The organism is Desertimonas flava, assembly GCF_003426815.1.
GTDB classification, from domain to species: Bacteria; Actinomycetota; Acidimicrobiia; order Acidimicrobiales; family Ilumatobacteraceae; genus Desertimonas; species Desertimonas flava.
Genome location: NZ_QKYK01000006.1, coordinates 230,956 through 250,881 on the forward strand (window position 1 = coordinate 230,956; position 19,926 = coordinate 250,881).

General features: G+C 70.2%; 20 protein-coding genes. 12 read left to right on the forward strand and 8 right to left on the reverse strand.

Annotated elements, in window-relative coordinates; genetic code table 11:
• Window positions 1-54 precede the first annotated feature (54 nt).
• From DN771_RS10155 to DN771_RS10180, 6 genes are all read left to right on the forward strand, one after another.
• Entirely contained in the window at window positions 55-810 is a 756-nt protein-coding gene (locus DN771_RS10155) for an SDR family NAD(P)-dependent oxidoreductase (RefSeq protein ID WP_116997236.1), read from the forward strand.
• A gap of 10 nt (window positions 811-820) precedes the next feature.
• The gene (locus DN771_RS10160; protein ID WP_116997237.1) at window positions 821-1,624 is read left to right on the forward strand and encodes a ThuA domain-containing protein; all 804 of its coding nucleotides are present in this window, start codon (window positions 821-823) and stop codon (window positions 1,622-1,624) included.
• Window positions 1,621-2,625, forward strand: coding sequence for a thiamine pyrophosphate-dependent dehydrogenase E1 component subunit alpha (locus DN771_RS10165; protein ID WP_116997238.1), 1,005 nt, complete (start codon window positions 1,621-1,623; stop codon window positions 2,623-2,625). Before DN771_RS10160 ends, DN771_RS10165 begins: the two co-directional genes overlap by 4 nt.
• A 204-nt stretch (window positions 2,626-2,829) precedes the next feature.
• Window positions 2,830-3,861: an alpha-ketoacid dehydrogenase subunit beta gene (locus tag DN771_RS10170; RefSeq protein WP_116997239.1), complete on the forward strand. Its 1,032-nt coding sequence runs from the start codon at window positions 2,830-2,832 to the stop codon at window positions 3,859-3,861.
• Window positions 3,862-3,879: 18 nt separating this feature from the next.
• Window positions 3,880-4,926: an NAD(+)/NADH kinase gene (locus DN771_RS10175; protein WP_116997240.1), complete on the forward strand. Its 1,047-nt coding sequence runs from the start codon at window positions 3,880-3,882 to the stop codon at window positions 4,924-4,926.
• The gene (locus tag DN771_RS10180) at window positions 4,916-6,406 is read left to right on the forward strand and encodes a dihydrolipoamide acetyltransferase family protein (protein WP_205528515.1); all 1,491 of its coding nucleotides are present in this window, start codon (window positions 4,916-4,918) and stop codon (window positions 6,404-6,406) included. The genes DN771_RS10175 and DN771_RS10180 overlap by 11 nt, the downstream gene beginning before the upstream one ends.
• A gap of 100 nt (window positions 6,407-6,506) precedes the next feature.
• Here the strand turns inward: DN771_RS10180 and DN771_RS10185 are convergent, their stop codons facing one another.
• The 4 genes from DN771_RS10185 to DN771_RS10200 form a co-directional block, all read right to left on the reverse strand.
• On the reverse strand, window positions 6,507-7,178 hold the full coding sequence (locus DN771_RS10185; RefSeq protein WP_205528516.1) for a TetR/AcrR family transcriptional regulator: 672 nt from the start codon (window positions 7,176-7,178) through the stop codon (window positions 6,507-6,509).
• The gene (locus tag DN771_RS10190; protein WP_162941773.1) at window positions 7,153-8,475 is read right to left on the reverse strand and encodes a cytochrome P450; all 1,323 of its coding nucleotides are present in this window, start codon (window positions 8,473-8,475) and stop codon (window positions 7,153-7,155) included. The genes DN771_RS10185 and DN771_RS10190 overlap by 26 nt, the downstream gene beginning before the upstream one ends.
• Before the next feature lie 202 nt (window positions 8,476-8,677).
• Complete coding sequence (locus tag DN771_RS10195) at window positions 8,678-9,133, reverse strand: hypothetical protein (RefSeq protein WP_162941774.1); 456 nt, start codon at window positions 9,131-9,133, stop codon at window positions 8,678-8,680.
• Between the two features lie 198 nt (window positions 9,134-9,331).
• Window positions 9,332-10,189: an enoyl-CoA hydratase gene (locus DN771_RS10200; protein ID WP_205528517.1), complete on the reverse strand. Its 858-nt coding sequence runs from the start codon at window positions 10,187-10,189 to the stop codon at window positions 9,332-9,334.
• Between the two features lie 82 nt (window positions 10,190-10,271).
• Between DN771_RS10200 and DN771_RS10205 the strand changes: the two genes are divergently transcribed.
• Window positions 10,272-10,529 carry a hypothetical protein gene (locus tag DN771_RS10205; RefSeq protein ID WP_116997244.1) on the forward strand — a complete coding sequence of 86 codons (258 nt, stop codon included), beginning with the start codon at window positions 10,272-10,274 and terminating at the stop codon, window positions 10,527-10,529.
• Window positions 10,526-11,902, forward strand: coding sequence for an aromatic ring-hydroxylating oxygenase subunit alpha (locus DN771_RS10210; protein ID WP_116997245.1), 1,377 nt, complete (start codon window positions 10,526-10,528; stop codon window positions 11,900-11,902). The genes DN771_RS10205 and DN771_RS10210 overlap by 4 nt, the downstream gene beginning before the upstream one ends.
• Before the next feature lie 50 nt (window positions 11,903-11,952).
• Here the strand turns inward: DN771_RS10210 and DN771_RS10215 are convergent, their stop codons facing one another.
• From DN771_RS10215 to DN771_RS10230, 4 genes are read right to left on the reverse strand one after another with little or no spacing between them, the layout of a single operon-like run.
• The gene (locus tag DN771_RS10215; protein ID WP_116997246.1) at window positions 11,953-14,178 is read right to left on the reverse strand and encodes a molybdopterin-containing oxidoreductase family protein; all 2,226 of its coding nucleotides are present in this window, start codon (window positions 14,176-14,178) and stop codon (window positions 11,953-11,955) included.
• Window positions 14,179-14,182: 4 nt separating this feature from the next.
• Complete coding sequence (locus DN771_RS10220; protein ID WP_116997247.1) at window positions 14,183-14,839, reverse strand: TetR/AcrR family transcriptional regulator; 657 nt, start codon at window positions 14,837-14,839, stop codon at window positions 14,183-14,185.
• Window positions 14,839-15,345, reverse strand: coding sequence for a carboxymuconolactone decarboxylase family protein (locus DN771_RS10225; RefSeq protein ID WP_116997248.1), 507 nt, complete (start codon window positions 15,343-15,345; stop codon window positions 14,839-14,841). Before DN771_RS10225 ends, DN771_RS10220 begins: the two co-directional genes overlap by 1 nt.
• 42 nt (window positions 15,346-15,387) lie before the next feature.
• The gene (locus DN771_RS10230) at window positions 15,388-15,882 is read right to left on the reverse strand and encodes a carboxymuconolactone decarboxylase family protein (RefSeq protein ID WP_162941775.1); all 495 of its coding nucleotides are present in this window, start codon (window positions 15,880-15,882) and stop codon (window positions 15,388-15,390) included.
• A 137-nt stretch (window positions 15,883-16,019) separates the two neighbouring features.
• Between DN771_RS10230 and DN771_RS10235 the strand changes: the two genes are divergently transcribed.
• From DN771_RS10235 to DN771_RS10250, 4 genes are all read left to right on the forward strand, one after another.
• Window positions 16,020-16,997, forward strand: coding sequence for a glutathione S-transferase family protein (locus DN771_RS10235; RefSeq protein WP_116997250.1), 978 nt, complete (start codon window positions 16,020-16,022; stop codon window positions 16,995-16,997).
• Window positions 16,998-17,034: 37 nt separating this feature from the next.
• Window positions 17,035-17,871 (forward strand): enoyl-CoA hydratase-related protein, encoded by an 837-nt coding sequence (locus DN771_RS10240; RefSeq protein ID WP_116997251.1) that lies wholly within the window; start codon window positions 17,035-17,037, stop codon window positions 17,869-17,871.
• A 107-nt stretch (window positions 17,872-17,978) separates the two neighbouring features.
• The gene (locus tag DN771_RS10245) at window positions 17,979-18,821 is read left to right on the forward strand and encodes an alpha/beta fold hydrolase (protein ID WP_116997252.1); all 843 of its coding nucleotides are present in this window, start codon (window positions 17,979-17,981) and stop codon (window positions 18,819-18,821) included.
• 110 nt (window positions 18,822-18,931) lie between these two features.
• Window positions 18,932-19,926 (forward strand): DUF222 domain-containing protein (locus DN771_RS10250; protein WP_162941776.1); only part of this gene is annotated, 995 nt, incomplete at its 3' end.

Here is a 19,926-nt window from a genome sequence, read left to right on the forward strand (position 1 = left end):
ACGACCAGAACTCGACACATCGATCTCGACACATCAACTCAGGGGGAACACACCATGGATCTCGGTCTCAACGGCAAGCGCGTGCTCGTCACCGGCGCCACCAAGGGGCTCGGCCGGGCCATCGCCGAGACGTTTCTCGACGAGGGCGCATCGGTCGCCATCTGCGCCCGCACCGCCGCCGACGTCGACGCCGCCGTCGCCGATCTCTCCGGTCGCGGCACGGCGATCGGCTCGACCGTCGACGCCGGAGACGCGGCCGCGGTGCGCGCCTGGGTCGCCGACGCCGCCGCCCAGCTCGGGGGCATCGACGTGTTCGTGCACAACACCTCGGGCAAGCCGGCACGCAAGCTCGACGACTGGATCAACAACTTCAACGTCGACCTGATGTCGCTCGTGCACGCCGTCGACGCGGCGGGCGAGGCGCTGGCCGACGGGGGCGGCGCCGTGATCAGCATCGGCACCACGGCGACCGCCGAGCACTTCGCGTCGGGCTCGGGCAGCTACAGCGCCTTCAAGTCGGCGGTCACCAACTGGACGCTCGGGCAGGCCCAAGTGCTCGGCGCCAAGGGCGTCCGTTGCAACGTGGTGTCCCCCGGCCCGATCTTCATCGAAGGCGGCGACTGGGACATGATCAAGCAGCACATGGGCGACTTCTTCGCGGCGACCCAGAAGGGTCACCCCGGCGGCGAGCTGGGGCGGGCCCAGGACGTGGCCGACGCCGTCGTCTTCCTGGCCAGCGACCGGGCGCGCCACATCAACGGCGCCAACCTGACGGTCGACGGTGGCTTCCTGAAGCGCGTCGACTTCTGACCCCGCCCCGATGACCAGCTCAGCGACCGGGTCCCGGATCGACGTCACGCTCGTCGCCGGCGGCAAGTACCACGACATCGACTTCGCCCGTCGGCAGCTCCTCGATCTGCTCGCCGAACACGACGAGTTCCGCGTCCGCGTGCAGCCCGACTACGAGGATGCCGGGGCGATCGCGGCCGGCACGATCCTCGTGAGCTACACCTGTGACGTGCGGCCGAGCGATCAGGCCCAGCAAACGATCCGTTCCTGGGTGGAGGCCGGCGGTCGCTGGGTGGCCCTGCACGGCACGAACGCGGCCCTCGATCTCGGCACGCCGAAGGGCGTCGACGCGCCGCGAGTGTTCCCGCTGTGGGCCGACACGCTCGGCAGCCAGTTCATCGCCCATCCGACGATCCAGCCGTACCGCGTCGGCGTCACCGATCCCGACCACTGGCTCGTCGCCGGCATCGAGCCGTTCGACACCGACGACGAGCTGTACCTGTCGGAGTACGCCGCTCGGGACGACCTCGAGGTCCTCCTGCACACGACGTTCCAGGGCGAGGCCGCAGGGTTCGTCGAGTCCGACTGGACGGCGACGGAGCCGGTGCACCCGGTGATGTACCTGCGACCGCTCGGCGAGGGCGCCGTGCTCTACAACACGCTCGGCCACTGCCGCGGGCACTACGACATGGTGCCGGTGCTCGACTACTACCCGAGAGTGGAGCGGTGCTCATGGGAGCAGCCGGCGTATCACGAACTGTTGCGGCGATCGCTGCGTTGGGCACGCGGCGACACCACGCCAACGGACCCGCCCGGAGAAAGGCCCGACCGATGACCGACATCAGTACCGACGCCCACCAGCTCACCGCTGAGGTGCTCGCCGACCTCCACCGCCGCATGGTGCGCATCCGTCTCTTCGAGGAGGCCGCCGGGCGTCTGGCCGAGGCGGCGAAGCTGCCCGGGTTCCTCCATCTCTACGTGGGCGAGGAGGCGGTCGCCGCCGGCGTCTGTGCCGCGCTCACCGACGCCGACCAGATCACGTCGACCCACCGCGGACACGGCCACCTGGTCGCCAAGGGCGGCGACTTCAACCGCATGATGGCCGAGCTGATGGGCAAGGCCACCGGCTACTGCAACGGCAAGGGCGGGTCGATGCACATCAGCGACCTCGACCTCGGCATGCTCGGCGCCAACGGCATCGTCGGCGCCGGCTCGCCGATCGCCGTCGGCGCGGCGTTCCGCAACAAGTACCGTGGCAACGGCGAGGTGGCGGTGGCGTTCTTCGGCGACGGGGCGACGAACATCGGGGCGTTCCACGAGGCGGCCAACATGGCGTGCGCGCTGCACCTGCCGATCGTGTTCGCCTGCGAGAACAACGAGTACGGCGAGTTCACGCCTCGCGACAAGACGATGGCGATCACCGACATCGTCGACCGGGCCGCCGGCTACGGCATGCCCGGCGTCATCGTCGACGGTATGGACGTGGTCGCCGTGCACGAGGCGGCGCTCGAAGCCGTCGCTCGCGCCCGCCAGGGTGGCGGGCCGTCCCTGATCGAGGCCAAGACCTACCGCTTCTACAACCACCACGGTGTGCAGAACCTCGGGCTCAAGTACCGCACCGACGACGAGGTGGCCGAGTGGAAGCTGCGCGACCCGATCTTCACGTTCGAGCAGCGGTTGATCGACAACGGCCAGGCGACCGCCGACCGGTTCGAGGCGGTGTGGGCCGAGCTGCGGGGCGACATCGAGCGGGCGATCGCCTTCGCCGAGGACAGCCCCCTCCCTGAACCCGACCAGATGATGGCCGACATCTACACCAGCTACGAGGAGTCGTGAGCGAAGCGAGCGACTGCCGCCCGCGCGAGCGCCAGCGAGCCGGCGCGGCGATGGGGCGCGAGCGAAGCGAGCGGGGGCGCAGCCCCCGGAAGGAGGAGTCGTGAGCGAAGCGAGCGACTGCCGCCCGCGCGAGCGCCAGCGAGCCGGCGCGGCGATGGGGCGCGAGCGAAGCGAGCGGGGGCGCAGCCCCCGGAAGGAGGAGTCGTGAGTACGGCGACCGACACCAGCACCGATCCAGCGGTCGCGACCGAGCGCTCGATCTCGTACGTCGCGGCGTTCAACGAGGCCGTCCGCCAGGCGATGGAGGACGACCCGGACGTGTTCGTGGCCGGCGAGGACGTCGGCGCGTTCGGCGGCGTGTTCGGCACGTTCGGCGGCCTGCAGAAGCAGTTCGGGCCCGACCGTGTGGTCGACACGCCCATCAGCGAGCAGGCGATCATCGGCCTCGGTGTCGGGGCGTCGGTGACGGGTCTGCGGCCGATCGTCGACCTGATGTTCATGGACTTCATGTGCGTCGCCCTCGACCAGATCGTGAACCAGGCGGCCAAGCTGAAGTACATGTTCGGCGGCAAGGCCACGCTGCCCCTGACGATCACGATGACCGGTGGCGCCGGCCTCTCGGCTGCCGCCCAGCACAGCCAGAGCCTCGAGGCGATCCTCTGCCACATCCCCGGCCTCAAGGTGATCTACCCCTCCAATCCCTACGACATGAAGGGTCTGATGCGCTCCTGCATCAGGGAGGACAACCCGACCGTGATGGTGAAGCACAAGCGCCTTCTCGGCATGACCGGCAACGTCCCCGAGGAGCGCTACGAGATCCCGATCGGCCGGGCCCACGTGGCCCGCCCGGGCCGCGACGTCACCGTGGTCGCCTACGGCCGGATGGCCAACGAAGCGCTGACGGCAGCGGACACCCTGGCCGCCGAGGACATCTCGGTCGAGGTGATCGACCCGCGCACCCTGCAGCCGCTGGACATCGACACGATCGTCGAGTCGACCCGCCGCACCAATCGGGTCGTGGTCGTGCACGAGGCGGTGCGATTCGCCGGGCTGGGCGCCGAGATCGCCGCCCAGATCCAGGAGGCGGCGTTCGATCACCTCGACGCCCCGGTCGCCCGCATCGGCGCGCCGTTCTCGCCCGTCCCGTTCAGCCCGGCGCTCGAGCAGCACTACGTGCCCAGCGCGGCGACCATCGCCGACGGCGTGCGCGCCGTGCTCGCCCGACCCGGCGCCTGACACACCCGTCGACACGTCGTGAGCACCGTCGGGATCGTCGTCAACCCGCTGGCCGGCAAGGACATCCGCCGGCTGGTCGGCAACGCCAGTCCCGTGTCGGACTCCACCAAGGTCGGGATGGTGCGGCGGGCGATCGCCGGCGCCCATCACGGCGGCGCCCGGCGCGTCCTCGTGGCCGACGACCACCATGGCCTCGGCCGCCGCGCCCTGGCGGGCCTCGAACTCGGGGGCACGGAGGTGCTCGTCTTCGGCGAGGCGTTGTCGGGCGACCGGCTCGACACCGTCGCCGCGGCCGCCCATCTCGCCAAGCAGGACGCCGGCGCGGTCGTCGTGTTCGGCGGCGACGGCACCAGCCGCGACGTCGTCAGCGGTTGGCACGACGTCCCGCTCGTGCCGGTGTCGACGGGGACCAACAACGTCTTCCCGGTGGCATGGGACGCCGCTGCAGCGGGTACGGCGGCCGGTCTCGTGGCGACGGGCGCCGTCGGGCTCGCCGATGTCTCCCGGCGGGCCAAGCGGGTACTGGTGCACCTCACCTCGGCCGGCCGGCCCGATGTGCACGACGTCGCCGTGGTCGATGCCGCCCTCGTCGCCGATCGCTTCGTCGGCAGCCGGGCGGTGTGGCACCCGTCGACGATCCGGCGGGTGGTCGCCGCCGTGGCCACCCCGACGGCGAGCGGCTTGTCGAGCCTGGCCGGGCAGATCGAGCCGGTCGGTCGCTGGGAACCGGCGGGGGCGACCGTCGACCTCGGTCCCGGCGGGCGAACGGTCCGGCTCCCGCTCATCCCCGGCTCCTATGCGAGCGTGGCCGTGGCCACCAGCCGTCGTCTGGCGCTGGGCGAACCGGTGCACTGGACCGGGCCCGGCGTGATCGCCCTCGACGGCGAGCGGTCGCTGGTCCTGCTCGCCGGTGACCGGGCCACGGTCACGGTGGTGGGTGACGGTCCCCATGTGATCGACGTCGAGGCGGCGATGCTCGCCGGCGTCGACGCTCGTTCGTTCGACATCCCCGGCGGCCGACGCGGCCCGGCCCCAGACCATCAGGAGGAACCCGGTGGCGATTGACTTCACGATGCCCAAGCTCGGCTTGACCATGGAGGAGGGCACCATTCTCGAGTGGCTCGTGCCCGACGGCAGCGAGGTCGTCGACGGGGCTCCGGTGCTGGTCATCCAGACCGACAAGGTGGAGACCGAGGTCAACGTCATCGGCAGCGGCCGGCTCGTCCAGGTCGCTGCGATCGGTGACACGCTCGCGTGCGGCGACGTGGTCGGCCGCCTGCTCGCCGACGGCGAGACGGCGTCTGGATCCGATGCCGGCCCGGCTCCGTCTTCAGCGGCCCCGGCTCCCGTGACGGCACCGGCGCCGTCCCCGGCGTCGCTCAACGGGCAGCATCCTGCCGATCCCGCCGGCGACACGCGGCGCTTCGTGTCGCCGAACGCCCGCCGGGTGGCGGCCGAGCTCGGCGTCGACATCGCCGCCGTCCGCGGCACCGGCCCGGGCGGCCGGGTCGTGTCCGAGGACGTGGAGGAGTTCGCCACCCGCTCCCCCGAGCCGGCCCCGGTTCCCGCCGCGACCGCACCGACGACTGCAGTGGCGCCTTCATCGTCCGGGCCGACCGGTTCGTCCCGTCCGTTCGGGGGCGGTTCGACGGTCGCCGCGACCTTCGCCGCCCGCAGCCTCGCCGACCTGCTCGGCATCGCCGAGGTCGCCGCCGACCCGCGCGACGGCCGCGTGTCCCGCGACGACGTCGCCCGCCACGTCCGCCAGCTGCTCGCGCAGCGATCTGCCGCACCGGCGACACCGTCGTCCGCCGCGGCCGAGCCGTCGCAGACTCCGACCCACGTCGAGCCGATGCGCGGCATCCGCGGCACCATCGCCCGCCGCATGCACCAGTCGCTGCAGGAGATGGCCCAGCTGACGCTCACGACCGATGCCGATGTCGACGCCGTGTTGGCCGACCGGGCTCGGCGCAAGAAGCGCGCCGCCAAGCAGGCCAAGAAGCACGAGGGCACGGGCAAGGAGGTCGCGCCGGTCCCCGGCATCACGGACTACGTGATCGCCGCCGCGGCCAGGGCGCTGCGCGACCACCCCCACGTCAACGCCCAGATCACCCCCGACGGCGTCGCCTACCTGCCGGGCATCCACGTGGGGTTGGCCGTCGCGCTGCCCGGCGGTCTGGTCGTGCCGGTCGTCCGCAACGCCGATGAGCTGTCGCTCGCCGACCTGACCGCCGAGACCACACGCCTGGCGACGGCCGCCCGCGCCGGCAAGCTGGCGCTCGACGATCTCGAGGGCGGCACGTTCTCGGTCACCGCGCTCGGCATGTTCGGGGTCGACGCCTTCACGCCGGTGATCAACCCGCCCAACGTGGCCATCCTCGGCGTCGGGCGCATCCGCGAGGAGCTCGTCCCGACGTCGTCGGGCCCGGCCACGGTGCATCGCGCAACGCTGAGCCTGACGTGGGATCACCGGGCCTTCGACGGCGTCCCGGCGGCCGAGTTCGCCCAGGCCGTCGTCGCCAACCTCGCCGACCTCGACGACTGACCGTCGACCTTCTGGGCGCGAATCGTGCCGATCCCGCTTCTGGGCGCGATCCGTGACGCTGAGCGTCGCAGAACGCGCCCAGATCGTCGTTCGTCGTCGCTCACACCTCGCCGAGCAGATCGGTCACGCGGCGGTCGAGCAGGCCGATGAACCGCCGGTTGCTCGCCAGCTCGGGCCGCAGGGCGGTCGAGACGCACGCGCCGAGGGCGTCGACGAGGAACAGCTCGGCCGTGCCGGACGCGCCCAGATCGGCTCGCACCAGTCCCTCGTCACGCCACCGACGGATCATCGCCGCGATCATCCGGGCGTACTGCGTACTGTAGTCGGCGAGGAGCGCCCGCACCTCGGGGTTGCGAGCAGCGGCGTGGTGGATCTCGGCGATCAGGGCGCGCAGCTTGTGCTGCGCCGGGGCGAGCAGCCAGGCCAACCACTCGTGGAGGTAGCCCGGGGTCACCTCGGATTCCGCCCGGGATCGCGGGTCGACGGCGTCGAGCGTCGAGGACACGACATCGAGCAGCAGCTCGGGCTTGCCCGAGAAGTGGCTGTACACCGCGCCGGTCGTCACCCCGGCGGCCGAGGCGATGTCCACCAGGCTCGAGCCGTCGAACCCCCGGCTGGCGAAGGCATCGGCGGCGGCGCGGAGGATCAGGTCCTTGGTGGTGGGCGATCCCGGCGGTCGCGCATCCTTGCGCGGCCGTCCCCGGCGGCGTGGGGTGTTCGCCGCCCCGCCGTCGCGCGCTGCAGTCTCACCCCGCGGGCGTGACGGCGACACGCAACTCCTTGATGCCGTGCAGCACGTAGCTGGGCTCGTACTCGAGGCGGGCGAGGTCGACACCACCGGCCGGTCGCAGATCGGCGAGTCGCTCGAGCAGCACTTCGATGGCGATGCGGCCCTCCGCCCGAGCCAGCGCAGACCCGACGCAGAAGTGCTCACCGTGGCCGAACGAGAGGTGACTCATCAGGCCGGGGCGGTCGGGGTCGACGCAGTCCGGCGCGGCGAAACGCTCGGCGTCACGGTTGCCTGCGGCGTACATCAGCAGCAAGTGCTCACCGGCCTTGATCGGGACACCGCCCACCTCGGTGTCGGTGGTGGCCGTGCGGTAGAGCCCTTGCACCGGAGGCTCGAGGCGCAGCACCTCCTCGACGAACGCAGGAATGCCGGACGGGTCCTGGCGCAGCGACGCCGCGCGGTCGGGCTGTTCCAGCAGGATCCGCACGGCCGAGGCGATCAGCTTGGTCGTCGTCTCGTTGCCGGCGACGAGGAACTGGCTGAGCATCCCGAGGATCTCGTCGTCGGTCAGGGGCACCTCGTCGATCTCCGCCTCGACGAGATCGGAGATGAGGTCCTGGCGCGGCTCGGCGCGGCGCTCGGCGACGCGTTCACCGAAGTAGAGGAAGAACTCCCGCTGCGACAACAGCAGTGAGCGGGTCTGCTCCCTCGACATCGAGTGGTTTCCGATCAGGCCCGTGAGATCGTCGGACCACCGCTTGAACTTCGGCAGGTCGTCGTCGGCGACCCCGAGGCACTCGGCGATGATCGTCAGCGGGAGGGGCACCGCATATCCGCTCACGATCTCGGCCTCCCCCTCGGCGACGAACGCGTCGACGAGCTCGTGGGCGACCTCGCGTATGCGGGGCTCGAGCACCTTCACCTTCGGCGGCGTGAAGGCTCGGTTGACGAGTCGCCGTTGGCGCCCGTGCTCGGGCGGGTTGGCGTTGATGAGCACTCGCGTGCCGGCGCTGGGTCGGGCGCCGGCACCCAGCTCGGGCTCGTCGGTGAGCAGGGCCATCACACCCTCGAGCTGCTGCCGGGCCAACACCGGTCCGGTCGGCACGAGGGAGCTGAACGTGTGCGGATCCCGGGCGACTTGAACGATGTCGGCGTACCTGGTGACGAGCCAACACTCGATGTCGGGCACGAACACGACCGGCCGTTCGGCACGGGCCCGCTCGAAGTGCGGATACGGACAGCGCAGCGCCTCGGGCTCCAGGCCGAACACCGACCCGAGCTCCTCGACGACACCGCGGTTCACGGCGTTGGTGACATCCCCCATGGACACGTGTGCCACCCAACCACGTTCCGACCTGAAACACAATGCCAATTATGTTTCTGCACGCTCGTCACCGTGAACGCGCCAGCGGCACCGGTCCGACGTCGCCGTCGAACCGGTGCCTGCTGCTGCGGCCGCCCACGTGCTGCGGCCAGGGGTCAGGAGCGGGACCCCGTGAATGGGTGGGTGAATGGGGGGCGGATGGTGGGTGGATGGTGGCTCAGAGGAAACTCTCGACCTCGGCGTAGAAGTCGCCGGGGTTCACCTTCACCGAGTCGGTGCCGGTGCCGCCGTAGAAGGCGTCGTAGCCGGAGCTGCCGTACATCGTGTCGTTGCCGGCGCCACCGGCGGCCCAGACCTCCCGGTCGTTGGGGTTGAGGAGGGTGTCGTGACCGTCCTGCAGGTAGACGTAGACCCACCCGCCGCCGAAGCCGGCGCGGATCGTGTCGTTGCCGCCGCCGGCGTAGACCGTGATGTTCGCGAACTGGCCGATCTTGATGGTGTCGGCGCAGTCGGTGCCGTAGAGCGTCTGGCCGTTCTGGCTGGCCTCGATGGTCTTGCCGACGCAACCGAGGCGGTCACCTGCATTGGCGATGCCGGGGAGCACGGCCGAGGCCGATCCGGCGGCGAGGGCTCCGAGGAGAGCGAGACGGACGATGGGGCGCTTGGTGTTCATGACGGGGGCTTCTCCGGTGATCGTTCGCAGCGGCGCTGCGTGGTTGTTGTTGACCACCTCATCGTGAAGGAATCCGTCTCGGGGGTCGTCAGGGACCCCACCCTGAGATTTCGCCGACCCCGACCCCGACCCTGACCCCGAGACGACCCCGACCCCGTGACGACCCTGGTGCCAGGCCGGTTCCGGGCGGCACCAGGATCAGCCAGACGTCGCCGGCCGGCGCCCCGAACCGGGGTCGACCGGCACGCCGAAGCGGATGCGATTGTGAGCGTGGGCCAGGTGCTGCAGCGAGAACGCCGAACGCAGGGCCGTCCACTGCCCCTGCGCCTCGAGCGTTTGGTTGACACTCTCCTTGGCCAACTTGAGGGCGAAGCTGGGGCGGGTGGCGATGCGTCGAGCGAGGCGCAGCGTCTCCTCCCGCAGCTGATCGGCCGGCACCACCCGGTTGACCATGCCGAGCTGCAGCGCGTCCTGGGCACTGACGTAGTCGCCGGTGAACAGCAGCTCCTTGGCCTTGCGCGCCCCGAACTCCCAGGGGTGGGCGAAGTACTCCACGCCGTTGACCCCCATGCCGACGACCGGATCGGAGAAGGACGCGTCGTCGGCGGCGAGGATCACGTCGGCGATCCACAGCAACATCAGGCCGCCGGCGATCGTCTTGCCCTGGGCGGCGGCGATGACCGGCTTGGGGATGTTGCGCCACCGCCAGCACATCTGGAAGTAGACCTCCTCCTCGAAGGCCATCTGCCCCTCCTGCCCCTCGCGGGAGAAGCCGCCGTGCGTCGAGACGAGGTCGAACTGCCGATGGCTCTCGCGATCGCGCATGTCGTGGCCGCTGCAGAAGTGGGGCCCGCCGGCCCGCAGCACGATCACCTTGACGTCGGTGCGGCGGGCGGCATCGTCGAACGCCGCGTTGAGCTCGTACGTCATCCGCTTGTTCTGGGCGTTGCGTGCCTCGGGGCGGTCGAGTGTGATGACCGCCACCCCCTCGTCGCCTGGCTCGAGCACCTCGTAGTGCAACGTGGTCGGCTCGCCCGGCTTCGAAGGGTCGCTCACGCCGGATATGATAATTGATCAGTCAGTTAGTTATTCGGTCGAGAGGGCGTACAGCGCTCCGCCGACGTGTGAGGGAGGTTCGGTGCGCACGATCAAGCATCCGCTGTCGGGGGCCGTGTACGACCTGACCGAAGACGGCACGATCCGCGTCGTGACCCGCGACGGGCGAACCGGGCTGTTCGACCGCAACGGTGTCTGGTTGTCGGGTGAGGCCCGCCACGCCGACCCCCACCTCTGCGTCTGGATCGGGGGCAAGGAGCTCCCCAATCGCTTCCAGCAAGCCGCCAGCGCGCTCAAGGGCGAGACCGCGGAACACACCCTCCAGGAGCTGCCGCAATGAGCATCGACATCCGACCCGCCGACAACGCCCCGGGCTCGGCCCGTTCACCGGGTGCCAGCTATCAGGATCTGCTCGACAGCGACAGCCGCCCGGAGAACGTCCCTGCCGTCCTGCGGTGGCAGAGCAACGAACACCTCGGGAGCGCCGACATCCCCCGGCGCCGTTACGTCGATCGCGACTTCCACCAGCTGGAGAAGGAGCGGTTGTGGTCGAAGGTCTGGCAGATGGCCTGCCGCGAGGAGGACATCCCGGACGTCGGAGACACCCTCGTGTACGACATCTGTGACCTGTCGTTCCTCATCGTCCGATCGGCTCCCGACGAGATCAAGGCGTTCTACAACGCCTGCCTCCACCGGGGTCGTCAGCTCAAGGAGACCGACGGAAACAACTTCGAGCTGCGCTGCGCATTCCACGGCTACTGCTGGAACCTCGACGGTTCGCTGAAGCAGATCCCGTGCGAGTGGGACTTCCCGCACGTCGACGCCGACGAGTGGACGCTGCCCCAGGCCCGCGTCGGCACGTGGGGCGGGTTCGTGTTCATCAACCCCGACCCAGCGGCCGAGCCGTTCGAGTCGTTCCTCGGCGACTTCCCCGAGCACTGGACGAAGTGGCCGCTCGAGCAGCGCTACAAGTCGGCCCACGTCGCCAAGATCTTCCCCACCAATTGGAAGGTCGTGCAGGAAGCCTTCATGGAGGCCTTCCACGTGGTCGCCACCCATCCGCAGCTGCTCGCCGGCATCGGCGACGCCAACAGCCAGTACGACTGGCACGGCAACTACTCACGGGCGATCACGCCGAACGGCACCCCGAGCCCGCACCTCAGCTTCCAGCCGACGCAGCAGGAGATGTTCGACGCGATGAGCGATCGCCGGCTCGACGAGGATCCATTCGTGGTCATCGCCGACGGCGAGACGGCCCGTTCGACCGCCGGGGCCGGCGGCCGCTTCCGGATGGCGGAGGTCCTCGGGGCGAGGGCCGACGAGCTGTCCGACGCCGAGCTCTCCGACTCGATCTACTACACGCTGTTCCCCAACCTGCACCCGTGGGGCGCCTACAACCGCATCACCTACCGGTTCCGACCCTACGGCGATCGCCACGACATGTCGATCATGGAGTGCATGTACCTCGACCCGTGGCCGGAGGGGACCGAGAAGCCGCCGGCCGCGCCGATCCACTGGCTCGGTGTCGACGACGACTGGACCGACGCACCCGAGCTCGGCATGCTCGCCCGGGTCTTCAACCAGGACTCGTTCAACCTGCCCAAGGTGCAACGCGGCCTCGCCTCACTGCGCAAGGACATCACCCTGGCCAACTACCAGGAAACCAAGATCCGCCACTTCCACCACCTGCTCTCGCAGTACGTCGGCGAGTAGCGGCCGGACGGGAGCTTCCGAGATAGTGCCAGGCACTATCTCGGAAGCCGTCAGCGGTGTCGGGCAACGGGGCGGATGGCGACGGGAATGGCGCTCATCACGGGAAGTCCGGTGATCGGGTCGTAGGCGCTGGCGTTGTCGGACAGGCGGCCGGTGGTGTCGCCGAGCACGCACGGCTCGGGCGGCGGGCCGGCCGCGCCGGGCAGGTCGCCCCACGCGTGGGCCATCGACACCGCGCCCGGTCGCATGTCGGGAGCCGCCCGCACGACGGTGCGCACGGTCGCCCGCGGCGACACGACGTCGACGAGATCGCCGTCGGCCACCCCCCACTTCTCGAGGTCGCTGGGATGCGCGTGGGCGAACGACGTGCCCTCGCGCGCCCGCAGTCGCTCGATCTCGCGGCCACTCGAGTTGAACACGCCCTTCAGGCGCCGTGACGTGAGGCGGGCGGTGTGCACCTCGGGGTCGTAGCCCTCCAGACCGCCGTACGGGTCGGCATCGCGGCGAACCGCCGCCAACTCGTCGGCCAGCCCGTCGGGAACGACCCGGAACCTGTCGCGGGCGTCCTCGTCCGGCGGCAGCACGGTCAGGGTCAGCTCCTCACGGAGCGACCCGCCCCGACCGGAACGCAGCTCGTCCCACGGCACCCGGCTCGCCGGGTAGCAGCGTTCGAGCACCTCGTCGGCCGACGGGCGCTCCTCCGGGCCGAGGTTCCCACCCGGCAGCTCGAGGGTGAGACCGAGCCGCCGGGCCAACTCGACGTAGAGCCCCGCTTCGTCCACCATGCCCGAGGGTGGCGTGAGCACCGATGGCGTGTACATCACGTAGGGGTCCTCGAACCAGCGGTCGACGTTGGTCGGCACGTCGGGACGTTCCAGCGACAGGAGCGACGGCACCACGTAGTCGGCGAGACGGGCGGTGGCCGACACCCGGATGTCGAGGGCGACATGGAGATCGAGGGACTCGAGCGCCTCGACCGTCCGGCCCTGATCGGGCCAGGCGAGGACCGGGTTTCCGCCGACGGTGAGCAGGGCCCGGACCCGACCCGGACCGGGCTCGAGGATCTCGTCGGGAAGGGCCGCGGTGGGCGGCTGACCGAGGATGCTGTGCAGACCTCGCACGCGGGCGGCCGGACCGCTGGTGAGCAGCTCCGGTCGCGGTGCTCGCACCTGGGCCTTGACCGGCACGGCCGCGCCGGTGAGGCCGAGCACACCCGTCGGGCTCTGCACCTGCTCCCCTGCGCGGGGGAAGCGGCCGCAGACGACGTTGAACACGCCGAGCAGATGCTCGACGAGCGTTCCGTGGGGCGCCATGTTGGGACCGGTGCCGCACGTGGCCGACCCTCGACCGGCGCCGGCGAACAACCGAGCGGCGGCCACGACGTCGTCGGCCGGCACCCCGGTGCGTTCGGCGACGTGATCGATGTCGAAGGTGCTCACCGCAGCGTGCAGTTCGCCGAGCCCGTCGACCCACCGGTCGCAGAACTCGGCATCGATCAGCCCCTCGTCGAGGATCACCCGCAGCATCCCGGCCAGCAGCGTGGGGTCCTCGCCGGGTCGGACCTGGAGGTGGAGGTCGGCCATGGCGGCCGTCTCCGTGCGGCGGGGGTCGATGACGATGAGGCGCAACCCGCGGCGCTTGGCCGCGCGCAACGAGGCGAGGGGGTTGACGAACGTGGGACCGCCGGGCAGGCCGAGCATCGACACCACGACGTTGGTGCCGACCACGAGCGACACGTCGGCCGTCGACCACGGCTGCGGCCCCGCCGCCCACGTGCCGAGCCGCAACGGGGTCACGAGCTTCGCCGGCTGATCGATGGTGATCGACGTGTACATCGACGGCGAACCGATGGCGGCGTGGAAGGCCCGGGCCACCGGATGGGCCGCGGCGTTCTGGAACGTGGCCGTGCCGCAGTAGCTGGCGACGGCGCGACCGTCACCGTCGGCGAGGACGGCGGCGAGCCGCTCGGCGATCTCGTCGAGGGCGACGTCGGTGGGGATCTCGTCGAACCCACCGCCCGGCCGACGGCGCAGCGCGGTGCGCAGCCGCTCGGGATGGTGGTGCTGATCACCGAGGTGGCGGCCCTTGATGCACGTGTAACCGCCGAAGAGCGGATCGGCCAGATCGCCTCGAACCGCACCGACCCGTTCGGCGCCGTCGAGCACCTCGACCTCCACCTCGATCGGGCACGCCGCGTGGCAGAAGCGACAGAAGCTGCGGGCCGTGGTGCTGCTGGTGGTGGTGGTGGTGGCGGCGGTGTCAGACGTGGTGGTCATCGCGTCAGCCCTCGCCCACGAGCGCAGTGGTGCCGACCAGGGCGTCGATCTGGCTGGCCACGAGTCGCCGGAACGCCGGATCGGCGAGCACCTCCGGTCGCAGCGAACCGCTGACGCACAACCCGCTCGCCGTGCTCAAGAACAGCTGGGCGACGACGGTGGGCGACCGATCGGCCGCCACGAGGCCGCGAGCCTGCCACCGCTCGACCAGCTCGGCGATCCGACGGGCGTAGCTGCGGGCGTAGTCGAGCAGCAACGTGCGCACCTCGGGATCGCGGGCGCCCGCCTGATTGATCTCGATGATCAACGAGCGCAGCTGTGATCGACCGGGCTCGAGGAGCCAGTCGATCCAGGCGCGCAACGCGTGCGGATCGGCGTCGGGCTCGATGCGACGGAGGGGATCGACGGCGTCGAGGGTGGAGGCCACGACGTCGAGGAGGAGCTCCGGTTTGCCACGGAAGTGGCGGTAGACGGCGCCGGTGGTGACCCCGGCCGCACTGGCGATGTCGACCAGGCTGGCCCCGTCGAACCCCCGACCGGCGAACGTCTCGGCGGCGGCGGCGAGGATCAGCTGCTTCGTCGTCGGAGCGCCGTCGGGCCGAGCATCCTTGCGCGGGCGGCCGCGCCGTCTCGGCGGCGACGACGCGACCGCCCCGCTCATCAGCGCCCCACGAGCGCCGGGGTCGGGAGCACCGTGCGGTCCATCTCCTCGGGCTCGACGCCGAGCGAGACGAGCACCTTGGACATGCCGAGGAAGAGCGCCAGCGCCATCGTCAGCTCGACGATCTCGGCAGGCGAGAAGCGAGCCCGCATGTCGGCGAGCAGGGCGTCGTCGGGGCGCCCGGCGTCGACGAGGAATCGATCGGTGAATCGCAGCACCAGCTTCTGGTCGGCTGACAGTGTCGAGGACTCGTAGCCGTCGGCGATCTGCTCGACCTGTGATTCGTCGAGCCCGTCGGCGAGTGCCCCGTCGAAGCGGACGTTCTTGCAGAAGCCGCAGTCGGTGACGCGGGCGTTGCGCATGCGGGCCGTCTCCTTGAGCGACTGCGGCACGATGCCCTCGGTCCACATCGTGGCGTAGAGCCGGTGGAAGGCCTCGGCCAGCTCCGGCCGGTGGGCCAGCAGCGTGCGGAGGTTGGCCGGCGCCCCGACGACGGCGGATGGCACTCGAGGAATGGTGGACACGTAGCGGCTCCCGTGGTCGATGGTTCAGGCGATGTCGTGCTCGGCGTCGTCGACCGCCAGCGCGAGGCGAAGACGACCGAACCCGTCGAACTGGCCGAGGGCGACGGTGAAGGCGACGAACTCGGCGTCGGACATGCCCTCGCGAACCCGATCGGCCTGGGCGTCCGTGATGCCGTGCACGTCGATGACGTACTGCTCGGCGTAGGCGATGCAGCGCCGCTGGTGATCGGTGAAGCAGTCGGCCGACGGGTACCGCGGCAACGCCTCGACCATCTCTTCGGTCAGCCCGGCGGCCACCGCCGCCGGCGTGCGGCGGGCGGCGTCGCCGCGGTCGCCATGGAGCGCAGCGATGCGGAGGCGGCACAGCTCGAGCACCACGGGATCGCTGCCGACCCACGCCTCGGCGAGGAACGGCTGCAGCAGGTCGTCCAGGCCGGGCCGCAGCCGCGTCACCCGCTGCAACGACCCGAACGACGATTCCGACGCGCCCGCCTCGGCGACGGCCCCCAGCCAGCTCATGCCGCGACCGTAGGAACCGAGCACACAAAAGTCAATAGTCATTATCATTTGCCCGGTATGTCGTTGTCATGAACCTCGTCGTGACCCGGGTCGGGGCACGATCGACTCGGCCGTGCGCAACTCGGGTAGAAGTCGGTATGCCCTACGTAGAGAGCGGCGAGTTCAATCGGGATACCGCGTACATCACCGACCGGATCACCGTCGACGGTCGAGACGGCTGGCCGGTGGAGGTCGGCCGCTACCGGCTCGTGGTGAGCCGGGCCTGTCCCTGGGCCAATCGGGCGATCATCGTGCGCCGCCTCGTCGGCCTCGAAGACGCGCTGTCGATGGGTGTCTGCGGCCCGACGCACGACGAGCGTTCGTGGACGTTCGACCTCGACCCGGACGGCCGCGACCCGGTGCTCGGCATCGAACGTCTGCAGGAGGCGTACCTCAACCGCTTCCCGGACTATCCCAAGGGCATCACCGTGCCCGCCATCGTCGAGATCGACTCCGTCCGGGTCGTGACGAACGACTTCGCACAGCTGACCCTCGACCTGTCGACGCAGTGGCGAGCCCTGCACCGTGAGGGCGCTCCCGACCTCTACCCGGACGATCGGCGTGACGAGATCGACGACGTGATGGCGTGGATCTATCGGGACGTCAACAACGGTGTGTACCAGTGCGGCTTCGCCGGCTCGCAGGAGGCGTACGAGTCCTCGTACCACCGCCTCTTCGACGCTCTCGACCGGCTCAGTGAACGACTCGCGCGTCAGCGCTACCTCGTCGGCGACACGATCACCGAAGCCGACGTTCGGCTCTTCACCACGCTGGTCCGGTTCGATCCGGTGTACCACGGGCACTTCAAGTGCAACCGCGCCAAGCTCACCGAGATGCCGGTGCTGTGGGCCTACGCCCGCGACCTGTTCCAGACCCCCGGCTTCGGCGACACGATCGACTTCGACCAGATCAAGCAGCACTACTACGAGGTCCACCGCGACATCAACCCCACGGGCATCGTCCCGCTCGGTCCCGATCTGGCCGGCTGGTCGACCGCCCATCACCGTGACCAGCTCGGTGGGCGGCCCTTCGGGGACGGGACGCCGCCGGAGGTGTCGCCCGACGGTGCCGTCTGACAGTTGGGTCGCGGCGACCGACGCGTAGCTTCCGGTCATGGCCGATCCCGTACTGCTCGTCGACGACCCCGCTCCCAAGGTCCGCCGCCTCACCCTCAACCGACCGGAGAAGCGCAACGCGCTGAACGACGACCTCCGCGGCTCGCTGTTCGAGGAACTGCGCAAGGCCGACCGCGACTCGGAGATCTCGGCGATCGTCATCCGTGGCGTCGGCCCCTGCTTCAGCGCCGGCTACGACCTCGGCGCCGGCGGCAACCACGACGTCGAGCGGTCGATCGCTCAGGTGGACGGATGGTGGTCACGCCACGTCGTCAACAACTGGTTCGAGATGTGGGACATGGCGACGCCGATCATCGCCCAGGTACACGGTTACTGCCTGGCCGGTGGCACGGAGCTGGCGACGGCCTGCGATCTCGTCTATGTCGCCGAGGACGCCCAGATCGGGTACCCACCGGTGCGCCTGATGTCGCCGCCCGACATGCAGTGGCAGACGTGGCTGCTCGGCCTGCGCCACGGCATGGAGGCGCTCCTCACCGGCGATTCGATGACCGGCGTCGAGGCAGCCCAGCGCGGCTTCGCAAACCGCGCCCATCCCGCCGACGAGCTCGACGGCGCCGTCCTGGCGATCGCCGAACGCATCGCCAAGGTTCCCCTCGACCTGCTCGCCCTCAACAAGCGGTCGGCGCACCGGGCGATGGAGGCCATGGGGATCCGCAACGGCATCCGCAACGGCGCCGACATCCAGGCGATGGGGTTCCACCAGCCGGCGTCGAGGGAGTACCTCAAGTCCTTCGCGACCAAGGGTGTGAGCGACGCGCTCAGCGACCGTGACCGGCAGTTCGGCGACTACCGGGAGTCATCGGCCTCGGACTGACGGCATCGCAGAAGCGGACTGCCCGGCGCGGCGGGTCCGGCAGGGGACGAGCTCCCTACCATCGCTAGGTTTGATCGCTGGATCCACCCCCTGGACTCGGAGGTCACATGAAGTATCTGGCTGGCGTCGACGGCGCCACGATCGCCGCCGATCACTGCGGTGACCTCGACGATCCGGCGGTGCTCCTCTTCCACGGTGGTGGCCAGACGCGCCACGCGTGGGGCGGCGCGTTGGAGGCGCTGGCCGCCGCCGGCTGGAACGCCTGGAGCTTCGACCTGCGCGGCCACGGCGACAGCAGCTGGAGCGACGACGGCCAGTACACGATCGAACGCTTCGCCGGCGACGTGGCCGCGGTCGCCGGACAGTTCGACCGGCCGAGCATCGTCGGTGCGTCACTCGGCGGGATCGCGTCGCTCGCGGCCGTCGGTGAGGGACTGGCGCCCGACGTCCACTCCCTCGTCCTCGTCGACATCACCCCGTCGTTCGAGGCCGACGGCGCTCGCCGCGTCCACGACTTCATGACTCAAGGGATCAACGGCTTCGCCAGCCTCGACGATGTGGCCGACGCCGTCGCCGCCTACCTCCCCCAGCGCCCCCGCCCACGCGATCCCGACGGCCTGCGCAAGAACCTCCGCCAGGGCGACGACGGCCGCTGGTACTGGCACTGGGATCCCAACTTCCTCCAACTCGGCGACTCGATGGAAGAGCGGCACCCCTTCGGCTCCGACGAGCGGATGTTCGCCGCGGCGCGAGCCGTCGAGATCCCGACGCTCCTCGTGCGCGGCGCCCTGAGCGACGTCGTGACCGCCGACGGCGCGGCGGCGTTCACCACGTTCATCCCCCACGCCGAGGTGGCCGAGGTGGGCGGCGCCGGCCACATGGTCGCCGGCGACCGCAACGACGATTTCAACGCCGCCATCCTCGACTTCCTCGACCGCCACCGCCCCTGACCCGCTCCACCGCGTGGTCCAGATCCAGCTCGAGTCGCCGCGAAGTACCTGGTAGCTGGGTCGTCGCCGGGTCAGGTATCTCTGTGACACTCCTTCTTTAGGGTGGGTGTATGGCGGTGATGGACGATCCGACGGCGGCTGGGGAGGCTGTCGATGATCCGATGGCGGTGGCTGTCGGTGCGGTGTTGTCGGTCGCCTCTGATGTCGCTGAGCGTGACGGCCACGCCGTCGATGTGATCGATCTGTTCAGCACGTTCCACGAACCCCCCGACCCGGTACGCGGCCCACTCGCCGGCCCTGTCGACACGTTCCTCGCCACCGTCCGCGAGCAGGTCGACGCTCTGACGGGCACGGCCCGTGATCGTGTGCTCGGCGCCGTGTTGGGCGACCTCGCCCGGGTCGCTCGTGGGGTCGAGGCAGCCACCGTCGCAGTCGCCGCCGACGCCGACCAACGCAGCCTCCATGTGTTGGACGGACACCGAACGGTGAAGAACTGGCTCATCGCCTCGATCCGGGAACCCGGTCTCGACGCCTTGCGCCAGGCGCAGGCGATCGAGTTGTTCCGCGAGGCACCGCACCTGGAGGTTTTGCTGTCGGAGGGTCGCATCGGGATCGCTCAGGTCCGCCAGTTGGCCCGCCTGCACGCCCACCCGCGGGTCGGCCGCTACGTGATGCCGGTGCTCGATCAGTTGGTCGATTGGGCGGTGTTCGACGACTACGACCTGTTCTGCGAGAGGCTCCGCGAGTTCGAACGACTCGTCGACCTCGACGGCCCCGACCACGACGCCGACCACGCCGACCGCGCCCGACGACTCCGCATGTCCACGGTCGGGGAGACGACGTACCTGTCGGGGCAGATGACCAACGCTCAAGCCGCCGCCATCAAAGCCGTGCTCGACGCTTACGCCCAGTCCGAATATCTGGCCGACTGCGAGCACGCCACAACCGTCCACGGCGACGGCTACAGCCAGTCACAGCTGGCCCGCACGGCCGGGCAGCGGCGGATGGATGCCTTGTCGGCGATCTGCGAAGCCGCCGCCGGTGCGCCGTTGGACGGCCATGGCATCGATGTGTGCGTCAACGTCGTGATCGACCGCGACACGTT

What these genes read in the sequence shown, in the direction of transcription:
- DN771_RS10155 (WP_116997236.1), top strand. Translation starts at nt 55, where the DNA reads ATGGATCTCGGTCTCAACGGCAAGCGCGTGCTCGTCACCGGCGCCACC.
- DN771_RS10160 (WP_116997237.1), top strand. Translation starts at nt 821, where the DNA reads ATGACCAGCTCAGCGACCGGGTCCCGGATCGACGTCACGCTCGTCGCC.
- DN771_RS10165 (WP_116997238.1), top strand. Translation starts at nt 1,621, where the DNA reads ATGACCGACATCAGTACCGACGCCCACCAGCTCACCGCTGAGGTGCTC.
- DN771_RS10195 (WP_162941774.1), bottom strand. Translation starts at nt 9,133, where the DNA reads ATGAACACCAAGCGCCCCATCGTCCGTCTCGCTCTCCTCGGAGCCCTC.
- DN771_RS10210 (WP_116997245.1), top strand. Translation starts at nt 10,526, where the DNA reads ATGAGCATCGACATCCGACCCGCCGACAACGCCCCGGGCTCGGCCCGT.
- DN771_RS10215 (WP_116997246.1), bottom strand. Translation starts at nt 14,178, where the DNA reads ATGACCACCACGTCTGACACCGCCGCCACCACCACCACCACCAGCAGC.
- DN771_RS10220 (WP_116997247.1), bottom strand. Translation starts at nt 14,839, where the DNA reads ATGAGCGGGGCGGTCGCGTCGTCGCCGCCGAGACGGCGCGGCCGCCCG.
- DN771_RS10230 (WP_162941775.1), bottom strand. Translation starts at nt 15,882, where the DNA reads ATGAGCTGGCTGGGGGCCGTCGCCGAGGCGGGCGCGTCGGAATCGTCG.
- DN771_RS10235 (WP_116997250.1), top strand. Translation starts at nt 16,020, where the DNA reads ATGCCCTACGTAGAGAGCGGCGAGTTCAATCGGGATACCGCGTACATC.
- DN771_RS10240 (WP_116997251.1), top strand. Translation starts at nt 17,035, where the DNA reads ATGGCCGATCCCGTACTGCTCGTCGACGACCCCGCTCCCAAGGTCCGC.
- DN771_RS10245 (WP_116997252.1), top strand. Translation starts at nt 17,979, where the DNA reads ATGAAGTATCTGGCTGGCGTCGACGGCGCCACGATCGCCGCCGATCAC.